A 21,589-nucleotide genomic window follows, 5' to 3' on the forward strand; every position below is an offset into this window, starting at 1 on the left:
ATACCTTGGGGGCCGTGTGGGGTGGACGCCTCGCACGAACAAGTGTCGTTCCATCGCGAAAGGGCGGTGTGTCATGAGCATTGCGGTTGTCTCGATTCTGATCGCCATCGGACTCACTCCACTCCTCGTGAGCGGCGGCGGAGACCTCGACTTCCAGGCCCGCCAACTCGGGGACCGAATGCGGGCCCGCCACTGACGCAGAGAGTTACACCTTGGACGCGATAGCGAGTGCGGTCGATCCGAGCTTCGGTAGACGTAGGTCGGCGATGGGGGTGAGCATGTTGCCCAGCCGATTGGTGACGAAGGCGATCGACAGCCCCGTCTCGGCGTCGGCGAACGCGCCCGAGCCGCCCAAGCCGTAGTGGCCGAACGTCTTCGACGGCTGGGTGCGCCTCGCTACCATGCCGGCGTGGTAGCCGAGACGCCAATTCATGGGTAGACCCAGAACGTAGTCGCGGCCCGTCGTCTGTACCTCACCGAGTTGCGTCACGACCTCGGGGGCGAGAAATTCGACGCCACCCACCGTGCCGCGATTTGCCAACGCCCCGTACATCTTTGCCAGCGCGCGAGCGCTGAACACTCCGTTCCACCCGGGCATCACACTGTCGTGGATAGCAGGGTTGCGGACGAGCAGATCGAACCCCGCCGGCATTCCTGCATCAGCGACGTTGCGCAGTCCCGGCAACTGCGACATCGCAAAGGACGTCGCGGCCCACGGCACACCGAACGGGTTGATGTGCGGGAAGGTTCGGGCGATCCGGCCGCGTTCGTCGAGCGGAACCGCGTACCAGAAGTCCTTGACCCCGAGCGGTTCGGCGATCTCGGCTCGCACCAGCTCGGTAAAAGGCGTTCCCGCCGCCCGCGACGTCACTTCCGCGATCAGCGAGCCGAATGTGACCGCGTGATAGCCGGGAGCGCGCAATCGGCGCCGATCCGGGGTCGCGGCGGCAAGCGCGGCACTGACGAGGGAATGGTCCATCAGGCTCAATGGTTCGGGAACCAGCCCTCGCACCCGGTGGAGCCCGGCACGATGCGAGAGCAGCTCACGTACCGTGATCGCCTCCTTGCCCGCCGCTGCGAACTCCGGCCAGTACTGCGCGATGGGGACGTCGTACTCGATGACGCCGCGCCCTGCCAGTCTGTGCAACACCGTAGACGCCACACCCTTGCCGGTGGAGAACGTCAGCGTGACGGTGTCGCCGTTCCACTGCGTGGCCCGGCTCGCCCATCCCGCCCACACGTCGACGACGGGCTCGCCGTGCAGATACACCGACAGGGCGCCGCCGCCTTGCTTCGTGTCTCTGAACAATTGGAAGAACTGGTCCACGAGCTTCCCGAAGCGCCGGTCAACCAGCATTCCTGCCGGAGGCCGCGCCGTTCGGCCGATCAACGGCCACGGCGTTGTGGTCGTCATGCCAGTTGTCCTCGCACTCGTTTCCCGTGAGCACTGTGCACACCTACTTCCTCTGTACACACCGCGGAGGCTGTGGGTGGCGGTTGGAGGCCGACGTGACCGCTTCGTGGCCATACCGCAACGGAAAATGCGCCTGAACAGCGCACGAGCAGGCCTTTCGCTATTTCGGTTCGAGTGAGCGGAAATAGTCCGAACAGACCTCCACGTCCTCTACGAGGCGCGTGGTGGTCTGAACTCCGAGCGCGTGTTCCTTGAGCAGGTCGCACAGCCGGTCTCCGTCGATGAGATCGATGGGAGGTGCCCCGTCACGCTTGGACTCGGTGCGGGCGTCACCGGTGAAGGTGCCGGTCGTGATGAGGAGCCCTTTCTCGCCACGTCCTGCCATTGCGCCGCGGAAATCACGCACGGCCCCGGCGCCGACGCTGCCGCTGTGACGCTTGCATTGGAAGAAAACGGGGAAACTGAGCAACGACAGTTGGTACACGCCGAGACCCTCGATGTCGCCCTCTCCCCCGCGCCACGTGACGGACGCGCTCGAGAACCCGGCTTCGCGCAGCAACCGCTGAGTGAGGCGTTCGAACGCAGCGGGCGACATCTTCAGGACAGTCTCGAGGAGCACGTCCTTCCAGCCGGCATCAGTATCGACTTCGGCGATGTTCGCCTCCGGCTCGTCACTCCTGCGTGACGCGGCCTTGGCCGATTTGCGCGCGGCGTTCCTTTTTCGGTTCTCGGCCGAGGACTCGGCGTGCAGGGGCCGGATCTCACCTTCGGTGACCTCGCGACCCTTTTCTGTCACGCTCCACACCCCGCGGCGACTGTTCGTGAGCAGACCCATCCCCTTGAGGTGGGTGCGGGCCCACGCCAATCGATATTCGATCTCGGTACTCGGCCCGTCTCCGTGCAGCACACCCTGCACGTCGGACGACAGTCCTTCACGCTCGATGACCGCGTTGTCGAGTTCCTCGTTGGACGCCGAACCGCCGAGCGCAATCACAGCCTGAAGTGCCGGCCACAGGAGATCGACGTACCGAGGAACCTGAACAGTCATGGCGACAAGCATGCCGGAATCCACCGGGCCGCCCACACACCGGACCCCGATCCGCTCACCCGGGCGAATTCTGCAACTGCCGAGCCTCCTCGCGGTTTTCGAGCTGCGCCCGGTAGATCGTCTTCCCGGATCGCCGCACGATGAGATACGAGAGGGCGACGGCAACCATTCCCGGGGCCAGCACGCCGATGCTGCCCGTCATCTCTGCCACCATCAGCATCACCGCGAGCGGTGCCCGGGCGATGCTGCCGAAGCAGGCCATCATGCCGACGATGACGAACGGCGCCGGGTTGTCGGGGACGCCGGGGGCGATGGGTTCGAGCAAACGCCAGACCGCAGCCCCGGTGAATGCCCCGATCACCATGCCGGGACCGAAAATGCCGCCGGAACCACCGGACCCGATTGACAACGACGTGGCGAGGATCTTCGCGAACGGCAACAACATCACCACCCACAGCGGAATCGCGGCGAGGTCGACGCGGGCCATCGATTGCTGAATCCAGCCGTAGCCGCTGCCGAGCACCTCAGGAAGAGCAAGTGCCATCAGTCCGACGAGGAGTCCCCCGATCGCCGGCTTGAGGATGCGGCTTCCCGGCAGCCGATGGCTCAGATCGACGAACGAGTAGAACGTTCCGCTGTACAGAAGTCCGATCAGCCCCGCCAGGATCCCGATGAGCGCGAACCACACCAGCTGTACCGGGGAATTGAACGTGTAATCCGACGCGGCCGCACCGAACAACGGTCCGAAACCGAGGACGCTGCCGAACACGGAGTAGCTGACGATCGAGGCGACGAGGCCCGGCACGAGGACGTCGTATTCGAAGTCGTCCTTGTAGGGGATCGCGCAACACAGCACCGCCCCACCGAGTGGGGCACCGAAGATGGCGCCGATGCCGGACCCGATTCCCACCCCGACAGCGATCCTGCCGTCGCGGTCGGACAGGTCGAGCCTGCGGGCGAGGAGCGAGCCGAAACCTGCCGAAATCTGTGCCGTCGGCCCCTCGCGTCCGCCCGACCCGCCCGACCCGATGGTGATCGCGGAGGCCACAAGTTTCACCAGGACGACACGGATCCGGATCATCCGGGGATTCCGGTGAAACGCCTCGATCGCCGCATCGGTGCCGTGCCCTTCGGCCTCCGGTGCCAGAGTGAACACGATCACTCCTGAAACCAGTCCGCCCAATGCCACCACGAGCGGGACAGCCCAGGGCCGGGTGAATTCGCCGCTCCCCGCAGCCCCGCCGTCCCCCGCTGCGGACGGCGGCTGATACCCGGCGAGTTCTCCGAGCAGCAGGTGCGTTGTTCCCGCGAGGGCGATCGAGAACACCACTGCCCCGAGCCCGGCGATCACGCCGATGACAAGTCCCAGCACGAGCCACTTCGGCAGGTAGCTCGCACTGCGGACCCACGCGGCTATCGACGTCGGGATCGACCGCAAGGCCCTTGACACGGGCGCCACGCGGGTCACTCCAGCTTTCCGAAGACCGTCCGGCCCTCCAGAATCGTGGCGAGCACCTCGAGATCCGCTATGTCTTCAGGGTCGACGCGCAGCGGATTGGCCGACAACACTACGAGATCGGCATGCTTGCCTGGGGTGATCGATCCGATGGCATCCTCACTGTGCAGGTGCCAAGCCGAGTTGACGGTCTCTGCTCGCAGTGCTTCGAGGACGGGAATTCGTTCCTCGGGAGCGAGGACGCGTCCCGACCGTGTTCGGCGGGTGACCGCGTCGGCGATGTTGCGCAACGGGTTCGTGGGTGTGACCGGCCCATCGTTGTGGAAGGAAATACGCTGACCGGCTGCAATCGCGGAAGCTGCCGCAGCCCAATGTGATCCGCGCTCGGCTCCGAACAAATCGTCGACGAGAACGTCACCCCAGTAGTAGAGATGGTCGACGAACATGCTGCAGGTGACGCCCAGCTCCGTTGCTCTGCGGAATTGATCCGGACGCATGGCCCCGACGTGTTCGAGGCGCAGACGGTGGTCTTCGCGCGGCACCTCGGCGAGCATTCGCTCCCATGCATCGAGGACCATGGTGACCGCGTCGTCGCCGTTGGCGTGACACGAGATCTGCCAGCCCTTCTCGAAATACGGCCTGCTGATGTCATATACCTCGTCGGCCGTGTAATTCGCCTTGCCACGGGTGCCGGCGAGACCCAGCGACCGGGTGACCTCCGAATCGATGTACGGAAAACTGGTGGCGGCGTTGCCGACCCAGGGAGAGCCGTCCGACCAGATCTTGATGCCGACCTGACGCAGGAGGTCGTTGCCGACACCGGGCGACACCGCAGTGGCGCGTTGGGAATTCGACATCTCGTACAGGCGCAGCCGAGTGGTGAGCGCGCCGGACCGCGCGATTGCCGTCAAAGCCGCACTGAATCGAGGGTCGAATGCCATCTCACTCACGGTCGTGACCCCCACGGCATTCATCCGCGCACATTCGGCCGCGAGAAGTTCGGGGAGACGGGCGGTTGCGCCGGCAAGTACGTTGGCGGCCACTGCCATGACGGCGGGTGCTTCGAACGCCGACCCGTCGAGTTCGCCCGACGAGTCCCGGCCGAAGCTACCACCTTCAGGGTCGGGCGTCTTCCGCGTGAGCCCGGCCTCGCGCGCCGCGACATCGTTGAAGTAGGCGACGTGGCCAGTGTTGTGCAGGATCACCATCGACGTCTCGGGCGCAACGGAATTGAGCCAATTCCGAGTGGGGGCGGGCAAGCCCTTCTGCAGCAGCGGATCCCATCCATTGAAGACGACACCCTCCGGGTGCTCGCCGACCGCACGGCGAACGGTGTCGACCACAGTGTCGGCATCGGCGACGGTGACCGGGCGGATGTCCACCACGGGCTCGCCGAGCAGAACCGCCGAGTTCAGCGGATGCCCGTGGGCCTCGACGAATCCCGGCATGATGCACGCGCGGTGCACGTCCACGGTCGCGGTAGTGGGCCCGATGAGCGGAAACACCACGGCGTCATTTCCGACAGCGGCTATTCGTCCGTCGCGCACAGCAACGGCCTGCGCTCGTGGCTGCCTGTCGTTCATGGTGACCACGTCACCGAACAGCACCAGATCGGCTGCCTTCTCGTCGTTCGTGCCCATCAGTGCACCCTCCCGTCAGACCGGGCGTGGGCGAGTGCCCGCGCGCCGGCAGCGAGCGTCGACTGGAACTTCAGATTACAACTCGAGATGCAGGTCATATGTAGGAATAGGCAGCAAGAAGTCCCTGTTGCAGACAGTCATGACCGAAACACCGCTACCCGTGGACGGACTTTTCGAGCCGTTCGCAGTCAAATCGCTCCAGCTGCGCAACCGCTTCGCGATGGCCCCGATGACACGAGCCTTTTCGCCCGGCGGGATTCCCGGCGACGATGTGGCGGCGTACTACCGGCGCCGCGCCGCCGGTGGAGTCGGTCTGATCATCACCGAGGGCACGTACATCCCCGACCCGGCCGCGGGAGCGCACACCCGAGTTCCGCTCCTTTACGGCAACGACAGCCTTGCCGGCTGGAAGTCCGTAGTGGACGCCGTCCATGCCGAGGGCGGGCAGATCATTCCGCAGCTGTGGCATCTCGGCGTCGAACGCGGACCACAGCCGCGAATGCATCCGGAGGTGACCACGGTCAGCCCTTCAGGGCTGGCGCTGGACGGAACCGCGGTCGGCCGGGCGTTCACCGGCCCCGAACTCGACACACTGCGCGAGGCATGGGTAGCCGCGGCCGTCAATGCTCAGGACGTCGGATTCGACGGTATCGAGCTGCACGGCGCCCACGGCTACCTGCTGGATCAGTTCCTGTGGAACCGGACCAACCTCCGCTCGGACGGCTACGGCGGGTCGCTCGAGGCCAGAACGCGCTTTCCCGTCGAGGTCGTCTCGGCGATCCGCGAGGCCGTCGGTGAGGACTTCGCGATCGTCTACCGATTCTCCCAGTGGAAGTCGAACCATTACGACTCGCGCATCGCCGAAACCCCGGACGAGCTCGCGAAGATCCTTGCCCCCTTGGCCGCTGCAGGCGTCGACGTGCTGCACCCGTCCACCCGCAGGCACTGGGAGCCCGCATTCGCCGAGCTCGGCGGAGGCGACGGCGAGATGGGCCTTGCGGGGTGGACGAAGAGGCTCACCGGACTTCCGACGATCACGGTCGGTTCCGTCGGACTCGACAAGGTGTTCACGACCGCATTCTCCGCAGACAGCGCCTCTGCCACGGTCGGCATCGACCGCCTTCTCGCCCAGTACGAGAACGGTGAGTTCGATGTGGTCGCCGTCGGCCGAGCGTTGTTGTCGGACCCGGAATGGGTACTCAAGTTGCGCGAAGGCAGGAGCGCCGAGCACGTCCCCTACACCGACGAGCACCGCACCGTCTTGCACTGAGGACCGGAAATGCCGGTCAGCTACCCTCGACGGTGATGTCCGCCTGATCGACGTTGACTCCGTCGCTCGGGTTCGCCGTGCCGTCGACGGAGATCCGGCCCTTGTCGACACCTTGCGCGGCGAGTGCGTCGGCGACCGCATTGGCACGCTGCTCGGCCAATGCCTCCGCCGCCGCCTCGTCGGAGTTGACGGCGTATGCCGTGATCTCGACCTTGTTGTCGCTGGCTTTCAGGGCAGCGGCCACTGCCTTGATGGTCACGTCGGAGACGGCATTGAGTTCGGCGGATCCCGATTCGAATCCGATAGGCACCGCCGCGATCGCCGAGTTGATGGCGTTCTGCGTGGCCTCGCGAGCCGTGTTCACGGCCGAGGACGCAGTAGCTTGCACACTGCTCATCGCGCCCTCCATGCGTTCCGACATCGACGCCGAGGTGGTCGTCGTTGCGATCGGGGCCTGGTCCGAGCTGTCGTCGGTACACCCGGCTGCGCCTGCGACAGCGACGGCCGCCACTGCGATACCGGTGACGATGGTCTTGCGCATCATGGATTCCCCTATACGTCTGTATTGCCGGAAGCCTTCTTGTGAGGATAGCCGCGACGCGATCCCGCGGCGGTTGTATTGGGATGAGCCGACAGGATCTGCACGCGGTGTGCAGATGCAGTGGGCGTCGCACAAGATATTTACTTTCCATTTCTCCCAAATCAATCTCCCGAATTGCGATCCCTATTCAGTCACGGTAAGAAGGTGGACGGCGCCCGCTCAGCGCCACAAATTCCCACAACCGAGCAAGGAGTTATCAGCATGGATCTGTCCTTCCTTTCCGAGTTCTTCACCGCGGTCTCCGACCTCTTCGGTGCCCTCGATTTCTTCTCGGGCTCCGCTGAGGCACTGGGCGGCGCCGAAGAAGCCGCATAGGCATCTTCCACACAGCTGGCCATTAGCGCTGGTAGCTAGCTCGACAACACGCGACGGTGCTCGTCCGTTCCATGGACGAGCACCGTCGCGTTGTCGTGTGCCGGTTGACACGTGGTGGAACTCTGCGCAAATCACAAGGATGTAACAACACATCACGCACACATCACCGCGCACACTTGTCGAGAATTGACTCAATTGGTCGAACGACCAGTTGCATTATTTACGAAGATCAACTTTGTTCACCGCGGAATAACTCGCCCAACATCTCTTCCCATTAATGGCGGCAGATGCCGACCGGACGGTTCATCCGACAGTTTGAGTGCACAGCTGTACACTCACCCTCCATGACCGACTCAGAGCTACGGCGTCGATCCGAGATAAGGGCTCTCGCCCGGCTGGCCCTCGATGAAATCGCGGGCGCTGCAGACGGCATCGGCTCGATGCACCGCGCCATCGCGGCCCGCATCTTCGCCGGCATTCGAGCAGGTGTCGGGCCTGCGGCGCTGCCCGCGCAGTCGCTCCACGACGCTCTGTCGCACGCGATCTACACCGCTGTCGCGAGCACCGCCCGCTTCGGCGGATCTATGGCCTGGCACCTGCTCGACCTTCCGACTTCCGACAACGTCCCGCCCTCGCAGACCAAGGGCGGCGCCCAGGTGATCGCCGCGATTCAGGGCTTGATCGGCGACGTACTGGAATCGGAGGGTTCCCCGCTCGCGGAACCGATGGCAATACGAGTCGACGGGGCGGCGGTCCCCCTGGACAGTGCCGCCCTGGCGGCGGCGTTTCCGGAGGCGAGCACTCGTATCGTCGTCTTCCTCCATGGCCTCGTGGAAACCGAGAGCGCGTGGATGCTCGGCGGAAGACCGACGTACGGCGAACGCCTCGAGACCGATCTGGGGTGCACCGCGCTCCAGGTCCGGTACAACTCGGGACGACACATCTCGGACAACGGCAAATCCCTGTCCGAGCTCCTCGACACGCTCACCGCCCAGTGGCCGGTCGAGGTCGAGTCGATTGCCCTGGTCGGACATTCGATGGGCGGACTGATCTCCCGTAGCGCCTGCTATGCCGCCGCCCAGGACGATCGACCGTGGGTATCGCAGGTTCGGCAGGTAGTGAGCCTCGGATCTCCGCACCTCGGGGCTCCGCTCGAGCAGGCGGTGCACTATGCGAGCGCCGCGTTGGCTGCACTGCCCGAGACGCGCGCGATCTCTGGATTGCTCCGCCGGAGGAGTGCGGGTATTCGCGACCTGAATCAGGGATCACTGGTCGACGAGGACTGGCGCGACCGCGACCCGGACGCGCTGCGGGCCGCTGCGTGCAACGAGGTGCCCCTCCTGGACGGCGTGATGTATTTCTTCGTCTCCGCGACCATCACGCGCAGTCCCAGGCATCCCCTGGGCCGTCTGCTCGGTGACGGCATGGTTCTGGTGCCGAGCGCATCCGGGCACAACAAGACTCGCATGATCGGGTTCCGTGAGGAGGACGGGATGCACCTGGCGCCCGCGAACCATTTCACGATGCTCAACCATGAGTCGGTGTACGAGAAACTTCTCGGCTGGCTGACCTCCGCGACACCGGAGTCGGCCGGGAAGCCCCCGAACCCCCCCGGCCGACTCGGATCGTCACGCACTCGAGTCGTGATCGCATCAGGCTAGCGTGACTCGGGCCGGCCGTCGGCTGTCGGTTTACCCAGATTTCGTCGACCACGGCCTGTGTCGCCTCACAGGCTTCGGGAGCCGTCGAATCGAATTCACGCCATGGTCGTGTGCCACACAATGGCTGCCGCAAGCGCGCCTGCGCCGTTCAAGGACCAGTGCAGCGCGATCGGTGCGATGAGGCTGCCGCTTCGTCGGCGCAACCACGTGAAGACGACGCCCGCCGCGGCCGTTGCGACCACTGCAGCGAGAACGCCGAGGATCTGACCGAGCAGTCCGCCTCCGAGAAACCCTGACAGGCCCTTGTTCCCGGAGGTCAAACCGAGCGAAGACGCGATGTGCCACAGCCCGAACAGGAGCGAACCGGCCGCGAAGACTCCGCGCGCTCCATAGACACGCTGCAACGTTCCGTGGAGGACACCGCGGAACGCGAGTTCCTCCGGAATGACGGTTTGCAGCGGGATCACGATCATCGAGGCGACCAGTGCCCCGGACAGGGTGGCGTATCGGTCGGCCATGAAGAACGGGCGGGTGATCGGTAGCGCTGCGCCGATCGCCACCACACCGATTACGAGGCCCATCGCGGCCAGGGCGTACATCGAGCCACGCCGCCAGTAGCGGGGTGACAGTCCCAGCTCGGCCCAGCCGAGCCCGCGGCGGCGCGTGAGAACAAGGAGGACTACGGCGGAGATGGGGACGGTCGCGATGCTCGCCCACACGGTGGTGAAATGCGCGATGACATTCGTCGCGACAAGAACCGCAACCACAACGGCCACGTCGAGATAGGCGTGCAGGACCGGTCGATTCTCGCGGCCGCCGAGGCCTCGACCACCTGCGGCGTCGACGTACCCGGTGTCGATACTCATCCGGTTTCGCCGATCCAGTCCGTGTGCATCCATCGACTCCAGTGTACGGATCAGCCCTGGACATCCTGTGAGCCAAGCCACAACACAGGCGCATGGTACGCCCCCTCATCGAGAGACGGTCGGGCTCGCGTCTAGCCTGATTACGAACTTCACGCCCCCTGCTGTCCAGGAGATAGAATGGCCGACTTCCTCTACGAGGACTTGCTGCCGATCGGTGACGACCCCACCGAGTATCGGTTGCTGACTACCGAGGGGGTGTCGACCGTCGAAGGACCCGACGGTCGCACCTTCCTGTCCGTCGAGCCCGAGGCCCTGCGCCTGCTCACCGAGACCGCTCTCCACGACATCTCGCATTACCTGCGCAGCGACCATCTGAAGCAGCTGGCGAGCATCCTGGACGATCCGGAAGCCTCCGGCAACGACAAATTCGTCGCCCTGGACCTGCTGAAGAACGCAAACATCTCCGCGGCAGGCATCCTCCCGATGTGCCAGGACACCGGCACGGCGATCGTCATGGGCAAGCGTGGTCAGCACGTCCTCACCCCGGGTGACGACGAGAAGGCCATCGCGCGCGGCGTGTACGACGCCTACACCCGGCTGAACCTGCGGTACTCGCAGAACGCTCCGATCACCATGTGGGAGGAGAAGAACACGGGAAGCAACCTCCCCGCGCAGATCGAGCTGTATGCCGACACCGCGACAGGCCACGAGAACTCTTACAAGTTCCTGTACATGGCCAAGGGCGGCGGCAGCGCCAACAAGTCTTACCTGTTCCAGGAGACCAAGGCGATCCTGAACCCGGACGGCATGATGCGGTTCCTCGAGGAGAAGATCCGCGCCCTCGGCACCGCGGCCTGCCCGCCGTACCACCTCGCGATCGTCGTCGGCGGCACGTCCGCTGAGTTCGCGCTCAAGACGGCCAAGTACGCGTCCGCGCACTACCTCGACGAACTCCCCAACGAGGGCGCGATCACGGGCCGCGGCTTCCGCGACCTGGAGCTCGAGGAGAAGGTGCTCGAGCTGACCCGTCAGATCGGCATCGGCGCACAGTTCGGCGGCAAGTACTTCTGCCACGACGTGCGCGTCATCCGCCTCCCCCGCCACGGCGCGTCACTTCCCGTCGCGCTCGCCGTGTCCTGCTCGGCGGACCGCCAGGCCAAGGCGAAGATCACCCCCGAGGGCGTCTTCCTCGAGCAGCTCGAATTCAACCCCGGCCGGTTCCTCCCCGAGGTCACCGACGCCCAACTCGACGCCGAGACCGACGGCGTTTCCGGCACCGGCAAGGGCGCCGCCGTGAAGATCGACCTCACCAAGCCGATGCCGGAGATCCTCGCCGAGCTGTCCAAGCACCCGGTGAAGACACGGCTGTCGCTGACCGGCCCGCTCGTCGTCGCCCGCGACATCGCCCACGCCAAGATCAAAGAACGGCTCGACGCCGGCGAGGAGATGCCGCAGTACCTCAAGGACCACCCGGTGTACTACGCCGGCCCTGCCAAGACCCCCGACGGCATGGCGTCCGGTTCCTTCGGACCCACCACCGCCGGTCGCATGGACTCGTACGTGGAGCAGTTCCAGGCCGCGGGCGGCTCGATGGTGATGCTCGCGAAGGGCAACCGCTCCAAGCAGGTCACCGACGCGTGCAAGAGCTACGGCGGCTTCTACCTCGGGTCCATCGGCGGTCCCGCGGCGCGTCTCGCCCTCGACTGCATCAAGAAGGTCGAGATCGTCGAGTACGAAGAGCTCGGCATGGAAGCGGTCTGGAAGATCGAGGTCGAGGACTTCCCCGCGTTCATCGTCGTCGACGACAAGGGCGAGGACTTCTTCGCCGGTGTCTCCACCCCCACCCTCACCATCGGCAAGCGTCCCGGCCTTTAGGCGCTCCGCGCCATGGCGGTGAGTGTTTCCGCACTGGTGTAGCGGGGCTGCCAGCCGAGATTCTTCTTCGCCTTCGAGGTGTCCATCACCACGGACGTACGCCCTGTGTGCAGCCATTCCAACATCGCCGGCACGGCCGGGAGCCGTTCGAGGGCAGCCGAGGTGGCCTGCGCGACGGCCAGGGGGATGCGGACGGGCCTGGCCCCCAGCGCTGTCGCCACCTCGGACAGTGACACAACTCCGTCGCCGGCGACGTTGTAGGCGCCGGGCGGCGCGTCGGTCGTGACCGCCGCGCCGATCGCCGCGGCCACGTCGTCGTGGTGGACCAGTTGCAGCGAGATGCCGGGGTCGGGGAAGAGCGGGCGCGGGAGGGGCAGAGCACCGACCACTTTCGTCACGACACCGGGCAGGCGATCAGCGACCTGACGCCACGGCATGGCGTCGGCCAGCGCGGTGGCGTTCGGCCCGGCGACGATGCACGGCCGGAGCACGAATACCTCGAGTCCGTCGCCGTCGGTGATCTCTGCCAGCACCGTCTCGAGTTCCGCTTTCTGTTCCGAGTAGTAGTGCTGGCGGGACCCGCGGGTAGGCACGTCCTCTGTCAGGGGGGTCGGATTGTCGGGGTGATACCCGTACGCCGCTACCGAGGAGGTGTACACCAACCGGGTGGGTCGCGTGGCTGCGACCGTGGCTTCGAAGACGTTCCGCGTTCCGGTGAGATTGATCCGGCTGCTGTCGGCCCGCGACCCCATGATGAGGAACGCGAGGTGCACCACGACATCGGCTTCGTCGACGAACTTCTCGACCGCGGCGCGATCGAGAATGTCGCCTTGCCGGTACTCCGTCTTCGTCCATCCGCGCTCGCGGGGGTCGAATGGCCGTCTGGCCATGCCGAGGATCCGATCGACCGCGGGTTCGTTCTCGAGCGCGGCAACCACGGCGAGGCCGATCTCGCCTGTGGGGCCGGTGACAGCGACGGTGATACCCATAAGTTCCGCATTTCCCCGCCGAGGCCGTATCCAAACTTTCGCCCCGGGGCCGCCGAGCGCGCTGTTAGCGTGGTCGGCAGACCTCTGCACGGCAAACCGAGGAACAGCCATGACTTTCAGTCTTGCTCTCACGCCAGCTCAGAAGGATCTCGTCGAGCGGACGCATAGTTTCGCCGAAGACGTGATCCGGCCGGTCGCCGCCGAGTACGACCGGAAGCAGGAATTCCCCTGGGACGTCCTCGAGAAGGCGGCCGCGGAAGGTTTCTACAGCCCGCTGTTCTACCGCGACCTGATCGGTGATCCGACGGGATTGTCGTTGCCGCTGTTCATGGAGGAGTTGTTCTGGGGTTGCGCGGGAATCGGACTCGCGGTCGTGATGCCGGCGCTCGCATTATCGTCGATCGGCCAGGCCGCGACTCCGGAGCAGATGCTGCGGTGGGCGCCCGAGTGCTTCGGTCAGCCGGGGAACCTGAAACTCGCGGCCCTGTGCATCTCGGAACCGGAGGGCGGAAGCGACGTGCGCAATTTGCGGACCACCGCGACGCGGGACGGTGACGAGTGGGTTATCGAAGGTCACAAGATGTGGATCGGGAACGGGGGCATCGCTGATGTGCACGTCGTCAACGCGACGGTCGACCCCGACCTGGGTCATCGTGGACAGGCGTTGTTCGTCGTGCCCGGCGGCAGCCCGGGCATCGAGTTGGTGCGCAAACTCGACAAGCTGGGTTGCCGCGCGTCCCATACCGCTGAGCTGAAATTCCATCAGGTGCGGGTGCCGGCAGATCATCTTCTCGGCGGCGACGACAAGCTGCAGAGCCGCATGAAGAAGGCTCGCGAAGTGCAGGAGGAGGTAGCCACGGGTGCGCCGCGCCGGAAGTCGTCAACGCTCGGCACGTTCGAGCAGACGCGTCCCATGGTCGCCGCGCAGGCGCTGGGAATCGCCCGCGCGGCGCTCGAATACGCAACCGAGTACGCGAACCGCCGCGAGGCCTTCGGTGGTCCCATCATCGACAACCAGGGCATTTCGTTTCCCTTGGCCCAGCTCGCCACCGAGATCGATGCGGCGCGCCTGCTGACGTGGCGGGCGTCGTGGATGGCTGCCGCCGGGGTCGAATTCCGGCACGGCGAAGGCTCGATGGCCAAGCTCGCGGCCTCGGAGGTCGCGGTGAAGACCACGGAACGAGCGCTGCAGACGATGGGCGGCTGGGGTTACATCAGCGACCACCCCGTCGAGAAGTGGTACCGGGACGCCAAGTTGTACACCATCTTCGAGGGCACCAGCGAGATTCAGCGCATGGTGATCGGACGCGCTCTGGGAGCGGCAGACGGGGCTCCTCCCCTACATTTCGATCAGGCGACCGAGGGTACCGCGTTCAATCGGCGCTTCGGCCGGGGCACGTCGGTGCGCACCAAGGCCGGGGAATTCGCGATGTCCATGAAGGACCGGATGCCCGAGTCGGCGCAGCGACTGGCGATGCGCGTCCTGGCGCCACCGAAGAAGTGATCAGGTCCACAGCGCGGCCACCAGAACGGTGACGACAGCCAGCCCTCCTACTACGTGCACCAGTTCCGGCTTCTCCTGCCCTCGTTTCTGCCTGCCGCGCAGAATCTCGGCGAGCACAACCACCACGAGCGACAGCAGAAGTTTCACACCGATCTTGATGTGGTTGTACTCCTTGTCGAGGGCTGCTTCGCCGAGTCCGACGAGGATCAGTCCGGTCACGAACTGGAGCCGGGCGCCCCACACGATCACCTCGGAGATCCGCGGAGCGGCAAGCACAGCGAAGTAACCACCGACGAGGGCTGCCATGCCGAGCAGGTGGCCGACGAACACGATGTTGTACACGACAGACATATCGGGAGCCTAGCGGCCCGCCGGATCAGACCTCAACGATGCCCGCCTCGATCGCTGCCTCCCGATACGACGCGGCGAGAGTGGTGACGGTTTCGTGGGCGTTGAGCCCACTGGGATTGGGCACCAGCCACAGGGTGGCCCCCTCCAGATCACCCGATTGCCTTCCCTTCTTCGCGGCCCGCTCGCGGAAGGCCGTCCGGTATGCAGTGATACCGGCGACGGCCACGACCTTCGGCCGGGCGTCCCGGACCACACCGCGCAGGCGTTCGGCGCCGACCGTCAACTCCTTGTCGGTCAGCTCGTCAGCCTTTGCGGTGGCGCGTACCGCCAAATTGGTGATGCCGACTCCACGCTCGATCAGGTGGTCCCGGTCGGCGTCCGACATCCCGGCGGTGGGGTCGATCGATCGATCGATGATTCCGGCGGCAAGCAGAGCCGGGTAGAACCGGTTACCCGGTCTCGCGAAGTGCGCCCCGGTGGCCGCGGTCCACAGTCCCGGGTTGATGCCGACGAAGAGCAAGTTGCATCCCGGCCCGATCAGGTCCGGAACCTCCACATCGCGGTACGACTCCAGCTCGGCGCGGGTGAATCTCACAGTCGCCCGGCCGCCGCGAGACCCGCAACGGTGTCGGCGAGTGTTTCCGCCGAATCGCGGTACTTCACACCGAGTTCCACCTCGCTGGGCCGGTCGTCCGTGTCGGGCATCCGCGTGTAGTACTCCATCGCCGCCTCGGACACAGGTGTGTCGAAAGGAATGTACCGGTCGACCGCATCGACGAGGCGCCCGATGAGGCGCAGCACGCTGTCCGGAACGGGCAGGACACCCATCCGCCTTCCGGTGACCGAGGCGAGCATGTCCGCCACCGCGCTTATCGGAATCCGGGGACCGCCGAGCATGAACCGCCGGGCGCTCCGCCCGGGTTCGAGCAGGGCGGCGTGGGCTGCGGCCACATCCCGCACGTCGACCATCGTCCACGCGGCGCTCCGCCCCGGCAGAACGCGCAGTCGGACGGCTACCTCGACACCCTGCGCCGCCTCACCGAACTGATCGCCCGCGGGCGGGCCGATCACCATCCCCGGGTAGGTGATAGCAATCGGTGCACCGCCCGCCTGCAGGTCACGGGCGTACGCCTCGACTCGGGCCTTGCTCTGCCCGTAGGCGTCCGCGGGACCGCACACGGGCAGGTCGGGGGTCAGCAGGTCGACGCCGGGCTGGAACAGTGCAGCGATGCTCGAGACGTAGACCACGGGATCGCAGCCGAATTCGATCGCCGTCCCCAGTACGTTCCGCGCACCGGCGAGGTTGGTCTGCTTCATCTCTTCGGCTCGGCGCGGGTCGACCGCGACGACGGCGGCGGCGTGGATCACCGCGTCGCAGCCGTCCATCGCGCGCCGCACCGAGTCCGGGTCGGTGATGTCGCCGACTACGTGATCCGAAGTGTCCAGACCGATCTGCGCCGCACTGCTCTCGAGTCGAGCAGGGTTCCGGACGAGGAAACGCACGCGGTGACCGGCGTCCACCACCGCCTTCGCACTCCACGCTCCGATGAATCCCGTTCCCCCAGTGATCAGGACCAGCAAGGTGCGCTACACCGTCCCGGCGAGGCGACGGGCCAGCAGACTCGTGAAGTGCGCCGGATCGTCGAGTTCGCCGCCCTCCGCCAGCAGCGCCATTCCGTAGAGGATCTCGGCCGTCTCCTTCAGGCCCGGATCTTCGCTGCGTTCGGCGTGCGCCGTCCGCAGCGCCGTCACGAGGGGATGCTCCGGGTTCAGCTCGAGAATCCGCTTGGTGGTCGGAACCGGTTGGCCGGAGGCGCGATACATGCGTTCGAGCGCCGGCGACATGCTGAAGGCGTCACCGACCATGCAGGCAGGGGAGGTGGTCAGTCGCGTCGACAACCGCACCTGCTTGACGTGCTCGTCGAGGGCTTCGGTCATCCAGGTGAGGAGATCGGCGAAGTCCTTCTCCTTCTCCTCCCGCTCGGACTCGTGAGCCTTCTTGTCGTCCTCGGTATCGAGATCGACTTCTCCCTTGGCGATCGACTGGAACGACTTGCCGTCGAACTCCGGAACGGCGCCCACCCACATTTCGTCGACGGGGTCGGTGAGCAGTAGTACCTCGATGCCCTTCGCACGGAAGGCTTCCATGTGCGGCGAACTTTCGAGCAGTTGTCGCGACTCGCCGGTCGCGTAGTAGATCTGCTCCTGGCCTTCCTTCATCCGCGACACGTAGTCCTCCAGCGACGTCAGCTCTTCGTCGCTGTGCGTCGACGCGAAAGACGAGATGGACAGCAACGTCTCACGGTTGTCGGTGTCGGACAGCAAGCCTTCCTTGATCGCCCGGCCGAATTCACTCCAGAAGGTGCGGTACTCGTCGGGACGCTCGGCCTTGATGTCCTTGATCGTCGACAGCACCTTCTTGGTGAGCCGCCGGCGGATGGCGCGGATCTGCCGGTCCTGCTGGAGGATCTCCCGAGACACGTTGAGCGACAGATCCTGGGCGTCGACGACGCCCTTGACGAAGCGCAGATACTCCGGCATGAGCTGGTCGCAGTCGTCCATGATGAAGACGCGCTTGACGTAAAGCTGCACGCCCACCTTGGCGTCCCGCATGAACAAGTCGAACGGGGCGTGGGAGGGGATGAACAGCAGCGCCTGGTACTCGAAAGTGCCCTCCGCCTTCATGGGAATGACCTCGAGGGGATCGTCCCAGGCGTGGGCGACGTGCTTGTAGAACTCCTTGTACTCGTCCTCGGAGACGTCGTCCTTCGAGCGGGCCCACAGGGCTTTCATCGAGTTGATCGTCTCGTCCGAGATCGTGACCTGTTCCTCGCCTCCTTCCTCGGCGGGCGGGGTCTTGCGCTCGACCTGCATCCGGATCGGCCACGCGATGAAATCGGAGTAGCGCTTGACCAGTTCCTTGATCTTCCATTCCGACGTGTAGTCGTGGAGGTGATCCTCGGTGTCTTCCGGCTTGAGATGCAGCGTGACGGAGGTGCCCTGCGGCGCGTCGTCCAACGTTTCAATCGTGTAGGTGGCCTCGCCGGCGGACTCCCAGCGCGTGGCCTGACTCTCCCCTGCCTTCCGGGTCACCAGTGTGACCTTGTCGGCGACCATGAACGACGAGTAGAAGCCGATGCCGAACTGGCCGATCAACTCCTCGGAGGCGGCGGCGTCCCGCGCCTCACGCAACTTGCTCCGCAGTTCCGCGGTGCCGGATTTGGCCAGCGTGCCGATGAGGTCGATCACCTCGTCGTGGGACATACCGATGCCGTTGTCGCGGATGGTGAGGGTGCGCTGTTCCTTGTCCGTCTCGATCTCGATGTGCAGATCGGACGTATCCACGTCGAGGTCCTTGTTGCGGTATGCCTCGAGACGGAGCTTGTCCAACGCGTCGGACGCGTTGGAGACGAGCTCGCGCAGGAAGGAGTCCTTGTTGGAGTAGATCGAGTGGACCATGAGGTCCAGCAGCTGACGAGCCTCGGCCTGGAACTCGAGCTGCTCGCGGCGCGATGCGCCGCTCTCCACCGTTTGTGCGTTCACTTCGATTCCCTTCGACAGCAGAACCCTGGACACAGAGTCGTTTTCCGGAATGATAGCCCGCCGGGAAACGTGGTTTTCACGGTGTCGGCAGAGCCGGATCAGCGGTATCCGGTGACGTCGGCGGGCTTGCCTGCATCCTGTACCTCGTCCATGTACCGCCAGCAGTCGGGCCTGCTGCCATCGAGATCGTCGAAGTCGTACACCTTCGCCAACTGGCCGCTCGACAGCGACTGGCCGTTCCACCTCGACACGGCCGGATCCTGCGCGAGTGCCGCCACCGCCCGTCCGACGAAGGCCGGACTCTCGGAGATCGCGAAATGCGGGACGCGTTCGGTGGCCTCACGCCAGTTCGCCTCGGTGACACCGAACGCCTCGAGCATCATCTCCGACCGCAACCATCCCGGAGTGAGAGACACCGCCGTCGCACCGTGGGGCGGGAGTTCGTGCGCCAGTGCGAAGGCCATTCTGTTCACCGATGCCTTCGCCAGGTCGTAGAAGAAGGACACCCGATAGTGGGCGGCGTTGTACTGGTCGGTTCCGTCGGTGACCTCGACGACGAGCCCGCCCGGAGTCTCGATCAGCAGCGGCAGAGCGAAGTGACTGGTGACAGCGTGGGTTTCCACGCCGTGACGCAGATAGTGCAGGCCGATGTCGAGGGACGACTCCCACACCGTCTTGTCCCACTCCATGGTGGTGGCGCCCCAGATGTCGTTGACGAGAACGTGCAGCGCTCCCCGTTCGTCGCGGATGCGGTCGACCAGGTTGCGCACCTCCTCGGGAACCAGGTGATCCACCCGGACGGCGATTCCACGTCCGCCTGCCTCGTCGACGAGTTCTGCGGTCTCCTCGATCGTCTCCGGCCGGTTCATCTCGGACGGCTGGGTGCGGGTGGTACGCCCGGTGACGTAGACGGTGGCTCCCGCCGCACCCAGTTGCACGGCAATGCCCCGGCCCGCTGCCCTGGTCCCTCCGGCCACCAGGGCAACTCTGCCCGTCAACGGCTTCTCCATGTCCCGAACCTAACGCCGCCGAGGCCGTCGGCGGAGACGAATCGGCGAGCGTTCCCTGTGCTTGTGCAGATCGGACACCCGGATCAGGTCTGTCCACTCCACCACTCGTACCGACCGAGTGAGGCCGTCGCGGAAACGTAATCTTCTTCTGCACAAGCCCCGTAGGCTTGCGGGATGGAACGAACTTCGGCGAGGTGACGGAAGTGACCGAACTGATCCTGGGGCCACTCCTGCGACACGTGGGACGGTGTGACGCGACGGTGTGGGTAGAGACTTCGGGGCCGTGCACGGTCGGTGTACTCGGTCACACCGAGCACACGTGGGAGGTCGCCGGTCACCACTACGCACTTGTGGTGGTGGAAGGGCTGGACGGAGGGTCGAGCACGCCCTACGAGGTCACTCTCGACGACCGCCTGGTCTGGCCGCTGCCGGACGCGAAGCCGTCGACCATCCGCACGCTTGCCGACGACGGTTCGCTGGTTCTCGTCTTCGGCTCGTGCCGATTCGCCACCATGTCGACGACCGAAGACAACCACCACCTCGACGCCGACGCCCTCGATGCCTTCTCGCTGAGGATGTCGGAACAACCCGAGAGCCAGTGGCCCAATGCTCTCCTCCTGCTCGGCGACCAGGTGTACGCCGACGAACTGTCCGCAGAAACCGAGCGCCGCCTCGCCGAAATCCACGACCTGAGCGAACCGCCGGGACCGCAGGTCCGAAACTACGAGGAATACACCTGGCTGTATGCGGAATCCTGGTCCGACCCGCAGGTGCGCTGGCTGATGTCGACCGTGCCGACGTCGATGATCTTCGACGACCACGATGTTCGTGACGACTGGAACACCTCGCAGTCGTGGCGGGACGAACTCGAGGCGACCACGTGGTGGGAGGAGCGGATCGTCGGCGCGTTGTCGTCGTATTGGGTCTACCAGCACCTGGGCAATCTGGGGCCCGCGGAACTCGCCGAAAACGAACTGTATCAACGTGTTCGAAACCATGGCGGTGACGTGGAACCGATCCTCCGCGAGTTCGCGTCCGCCGCCGACGAGGAAGCGGACGGCGCCAAGGGCGCGCAATGGTCCTATCGCCGCGATCTCGGACCCGCCCGGCTCCTCGTCATCGATTCACGCTGTGGACGCGTCCTCACCGACGGCCGGCGCGAGATGGTGTCCGACCCGGAGTTCACCTGGATCGAGCGTCAAACTCAGGGAAACTATGACCACCTCCTGGTCGGGACGTCGCTGCCGTGGCTGCTGCCGCGCGCGCTGCACGATCTCGAATCGTGGGACGAACGTCTGGCCGCGGGCAGCCGGGGGCCACGCCTGGCAGCCGTGGCCGAGAAGATCCGGCGTGGAGCCGATCTCGAACACTGGGCGGCCTTCCGTAGTTCGTTCGATCGGCTCACCAAATTGTTCGGCGAAGTCGGCCGCGGGCAGTGCACCGGCCCGGGCGGACGAGCACCGTCCACCATCTCCGTGCTGTCCGGGGACGTGCACCACGCGTATGTCGCCGAGGCGCACTACCCGGAGCCGATGCAGTCCCTCGTCTATCAACTGACGTGCTCGCCCCTGCACAACTACGTGCCTGCAGCGATGAAGGTGACCTTTCGTATCTCGTGGCGGCGCGCCACCGAACGGACGATCCGCTTCATTCTCGGCCGGGTCTCGAAGGTACCGCCGGTGCCGATCGAGTGGAGCAAGGTCACGGGACCGTTCTTCGGCGATCAAGTGGCCACCCTCCGATTGGACGGCCGGGCGGCTCACCTCGTCATGGAACAAGCGAAACACGACAGTGAGGGCACCGCACAGTTCACCACGATGGCCGATCTCGTGCTGTCGACGGCGGACGACTCGGTCCCTAGCGCTTCTCCGCCTCCGCTTTGAGTTGCACCCGGCCCTTGTCGAAGTCCTTGCCCACCAGCTTGTCCATGTTCACGATGAAGCCGAACAGTGTCAGCAACCGGTTCTTCCGGCCGGTCATCTGCCAGCGGACCGTCGTCCCGGCGCTGTGCGGCTCGAGGAGTTTTGCTTGCTCGAACCGACCCCG

At 65.4% G+C, this 21,589-nt stretch carries 18 protein-coding genes and 1 pseudogene; 6 read left to right on the forward strand and 13 right to left on the reverse strand.

Translation table 11 applies throughout. The features are described from left to right. The first annotated feature begins 73 nt into the window (after positions 1-73). A complete protein-coding gene (locus NOF53_RS12310) occupies positions 74-196 on the forward strand; it encodes a hypothetical protein (RefSeq protein ID WP_255968561.1) in 123 nt (40 codons plus the stop codon). A 9-nt stretch (positions 197-205) separates the two neighbouring features. Here NOF53_RS12310 and NOF53_RS12315 read toward each other — a convergent pair whose 3' ends face one another. From NOF53_RS12315 to NOF53_RS12330, 4 genes are all read right to left on the reverse strand, one after another. After that, positions 206-1,414 carry a serine hydrolase domain-containing protein gene (locus tag NOF53_RS12315; RefSeq protein ID WP_255968562.1) on the reverse strand — a complete coding sequence of 403 codons (1,209 nt, stop codon included), beginning with the start codon at positions 1,412-1,414 and terminating at the stop codon, positions 206-208. A gap of 160 nt (positions 1,415-1,574) precedes the next feature. After that, entirely contained in the window at positions 1,575-2,474 is a 900-nt protein-coding gene (locus NOF53_RS12320; RefSeq protein WP_255968564.1) for a restriction endonuclease, read from the reverse strand. Positions 2,475-2,517: 43 nt separating this feature from the next. Then, positions 2,518-3,921 carry a chloride channel protein gene (locus NOF53_RS12325; RefSeq protein WP_374212604.1) on the reverse strand — a complete coding sequence of 468 codons (1,404 nt, stop codon included), beginning with the start codon at positions 3,919-3,921 and terminating at the stop codon, positions 2,518-2,520. 5 nt (positions 3,922-3,926) lie between these two features. Beyond that, complete coding sequence (locus tag NOF53_RS12330) at positions 3,927-5,558, reverse strand: amidohydrolase (RefSeq protein ID WP_255968568.1); 1,632 nt, start codon at positions 5,556-5,558, stop codon at positions 3,927-3,929. A 139-nt stretch (positions 5,559-5,697) separates the two neighbouring features. On the opposite strand from NOF53_RS12330, the gene NOF53_RS12335 reads away from it, so the two are divergent. Beyond that, positions 5,698-6,828 (forward strand): NADH:flavin oxidoreductase, encoded by a 1,131-nt coding sequence (locus NOF53_RS12335; protein ID WP_255968570.1) that lies wholly within the window; start codon positions 5,698-5,700, stop codon positions 6,826-6,828. A gap of 16 nt (positions 6,829-6,844) precedes the next feature. On the opposite strand, the gene NOF53_RS12340 is transcribed toward NOF53_RS12335, so the two are convergent. Beyond that, the gene (locus tag NOF53_RS12340; protein WP_255968572.1) at positions 6,845-7,372 is read right to left on the reverse strand and encodes an OmpA family protein; all 528 of its coding nucleotides are present in this window, start codon (positions 7,370-7,372) and stop codon (positions 6,845-6,847) included. A gap of 716 nt (positions 7,373-8,088) precedes the next feature. Here NOF53_RS12340 and NOF53_RS12345 point away from each other — a divergent pair. Next, a complete protein-coding gene (locus NOF53_RS12345; protein WP_255968575.1) occupies positions 8,089-9,405 on the forward strand; it encodes a lipase family alpha/beta hydrolase in 1,317 nt (438 codons plus the stop codon). Between the two features lie 95 nt (positions 9,406-9,500). On the opposite strand, the gene NOF53_RS12350 is transcribed toward NOF53_RS12345, so the two are convergent. Then, the gene (locus NOF53_RS12350; protein WP_255968639.1) at positions 9,501-10,271 is read right to left on the reverse strand and encodes a CPBP family intramembrane glutamic endopeptidase; all 771 of its coding nucleotides are present in this window, start codon (positions 10,269-10,271) and stop codon (positions 9,501-9,503) included. A 177-nt stretch (positions 10,272-10,448) separates the two neighbouring features. Here NOF53_RS12350 and NOF53_RS12355 point away from each other — a divergent pair, with 177 nt between their 5' ends. Then, on the forward strand, positions 10,449-12,146 hold the full coding sequence (locus tag NOF53_RS12355) for a fumarate hydratase (protein ID WP_255968577.1): 1,698 nt from the start codon (positions 10,449-10,451) through the stop codon (positions 12,144-12,146). On the opposite strand, the gene NOF53_RS12360 is transcribed toward NOF53_RS12355, so the two are convergent. Next, positions 12,143-13,135 carry an NAD-dependent epimerase/dehydratase family protein gene (locus tag NOF53_RS12360; protein WP_255968579.1) on the reverse strand — a complete coding sequence of 331 codons (993 nt, stop codon included), beginning with the start codon at positions 13,133-13,135 and terminating at the stop codon, positions 12,143-12,145. The genes NOF53_RS12355 and NOF53_RS12360 overlap by 4 nt on opposite strands. 109 nt (positions 13,136-13,244) lie before the next feature. On the opposite strand from NOF53_RS12360, the gene NOF53_RS12365 reads away from it, so the two are divergent. Then, complete coding sequence (locus NOF53_RS12365) at positions 13,245-14,639, forward strand: acyl-CoA dehydrogenase family protein (RefSeq protein ID WP_255968580.1); 1,395 nt, start codon at positions 13,245-13,247, stop codon at positions 14,637-14,639. Here the strand turns inward: NOF53_RS12365 and NOF53_RS12370 are convergent, their stop codons facing one another. From NOF53_RS12370 to NOF53_RS12390, 5 genes are all read right to left on the reverse strand, one after another. Next, complete coding sequence (locus tag NOF53_RS12370; RefSeq protein ID WP_255968582.1) at positions 14,640-14,990, reverse strand: hypothetical protein; 351 nt, start codon at positions 14,988-14,990, stop codon at positions 14,640-14,642. 25 nt (positions 14,991-15,015) lie between these two features. After that, complete coding sequence (locus NOF53_RS12375; RefSeq protein WP_255968584.1) at positions 15,016-15,585, reverse strand: mismatch-specific DNA-glycosylase; 570 nt, start codon at positions 15,583-15,585, stop codon at positions 15,016-15,018. Continuing rightward, entirely contained in the window at positions 15,582-16,571 is a 990-nt protein-coding gene (locus tag NOF53_RS12380; RefSeq protein WP_255968586.1) for an SDR family NAD(P)-dependent oxidoreductase, read from the reverse strand. The genes NOF53_RS12375 and NOF53_RS12380 overlap by 4 nt, the downstream gene beginning before the upstream one ends. A gap of 6 nt (positions 16,572-16,577) precedes the next feature. After that, positions 16,578-18,518 (reverse strand): molecular chaperone HtpG, encoded by a 1,941-nt coding sequence (gene htpG / locus NOF53_RS12385; RefSeq protein WP_255968641.1) that lies wholly within the window; start codon positions 18,516-18,518, stop codon positions 16,578-16,580. A 113-nt stretch (positions 18,519-18,631) separates the two neighbouring features. Next, the gene (locus NOF53_RS12390; protein ID WP_255968588.1) at positions 18,632-19,543 is read right to left on the reverse strand and encodes an SDR family oxidoreductase; all 912 of its coding nucleotides are present in this window, start codon (positions 19,541-19,543) and stop codon (positions 18,632-18,634) included. A 203-nt stretch (positions 19,544-19,746) separates the two neighbouring features. Between NOF53_RS12390 and NOF53_RS12395 the strand changes: the two genes are divergently transcribed. Continuing rightward, entirely contained in the window at positions 19,747-21,426 is a 1,680-nt protein-coding gene (locus tag NOF53_RS12395; protein ID WP_255968590.1) for an alkaline phosphatase D family protein, read from the forward strand. Here the strand turns inward: NOF53_RS12395 and NOF53_RS12400 are convergent. Continuing rightward, positions 21,401-21,565 (reverse strand): annotated as a pseudogene (locus NOF53_RS12400) (SRPBCC family protein); the annotation flags it as partial. The gene NOF53_RS12395 and the pseudogene NOF53_RS12400 sit on opposite strands and share 26 nt — an antisense overlap. Positions 21,566-21,589: the final 24 nt, after the last annotated feature.

Origin of the sequence: Rhodococcus tibetensis (assembly GCF_024438035.1) — a bacterium.
GTDB lineage: Bacteria > Actinomycetota > Actinomycetes > Mycobacteriales > Mycobacteriaceae > Rhodococcus_F > Rhodococcus_F tibetensis.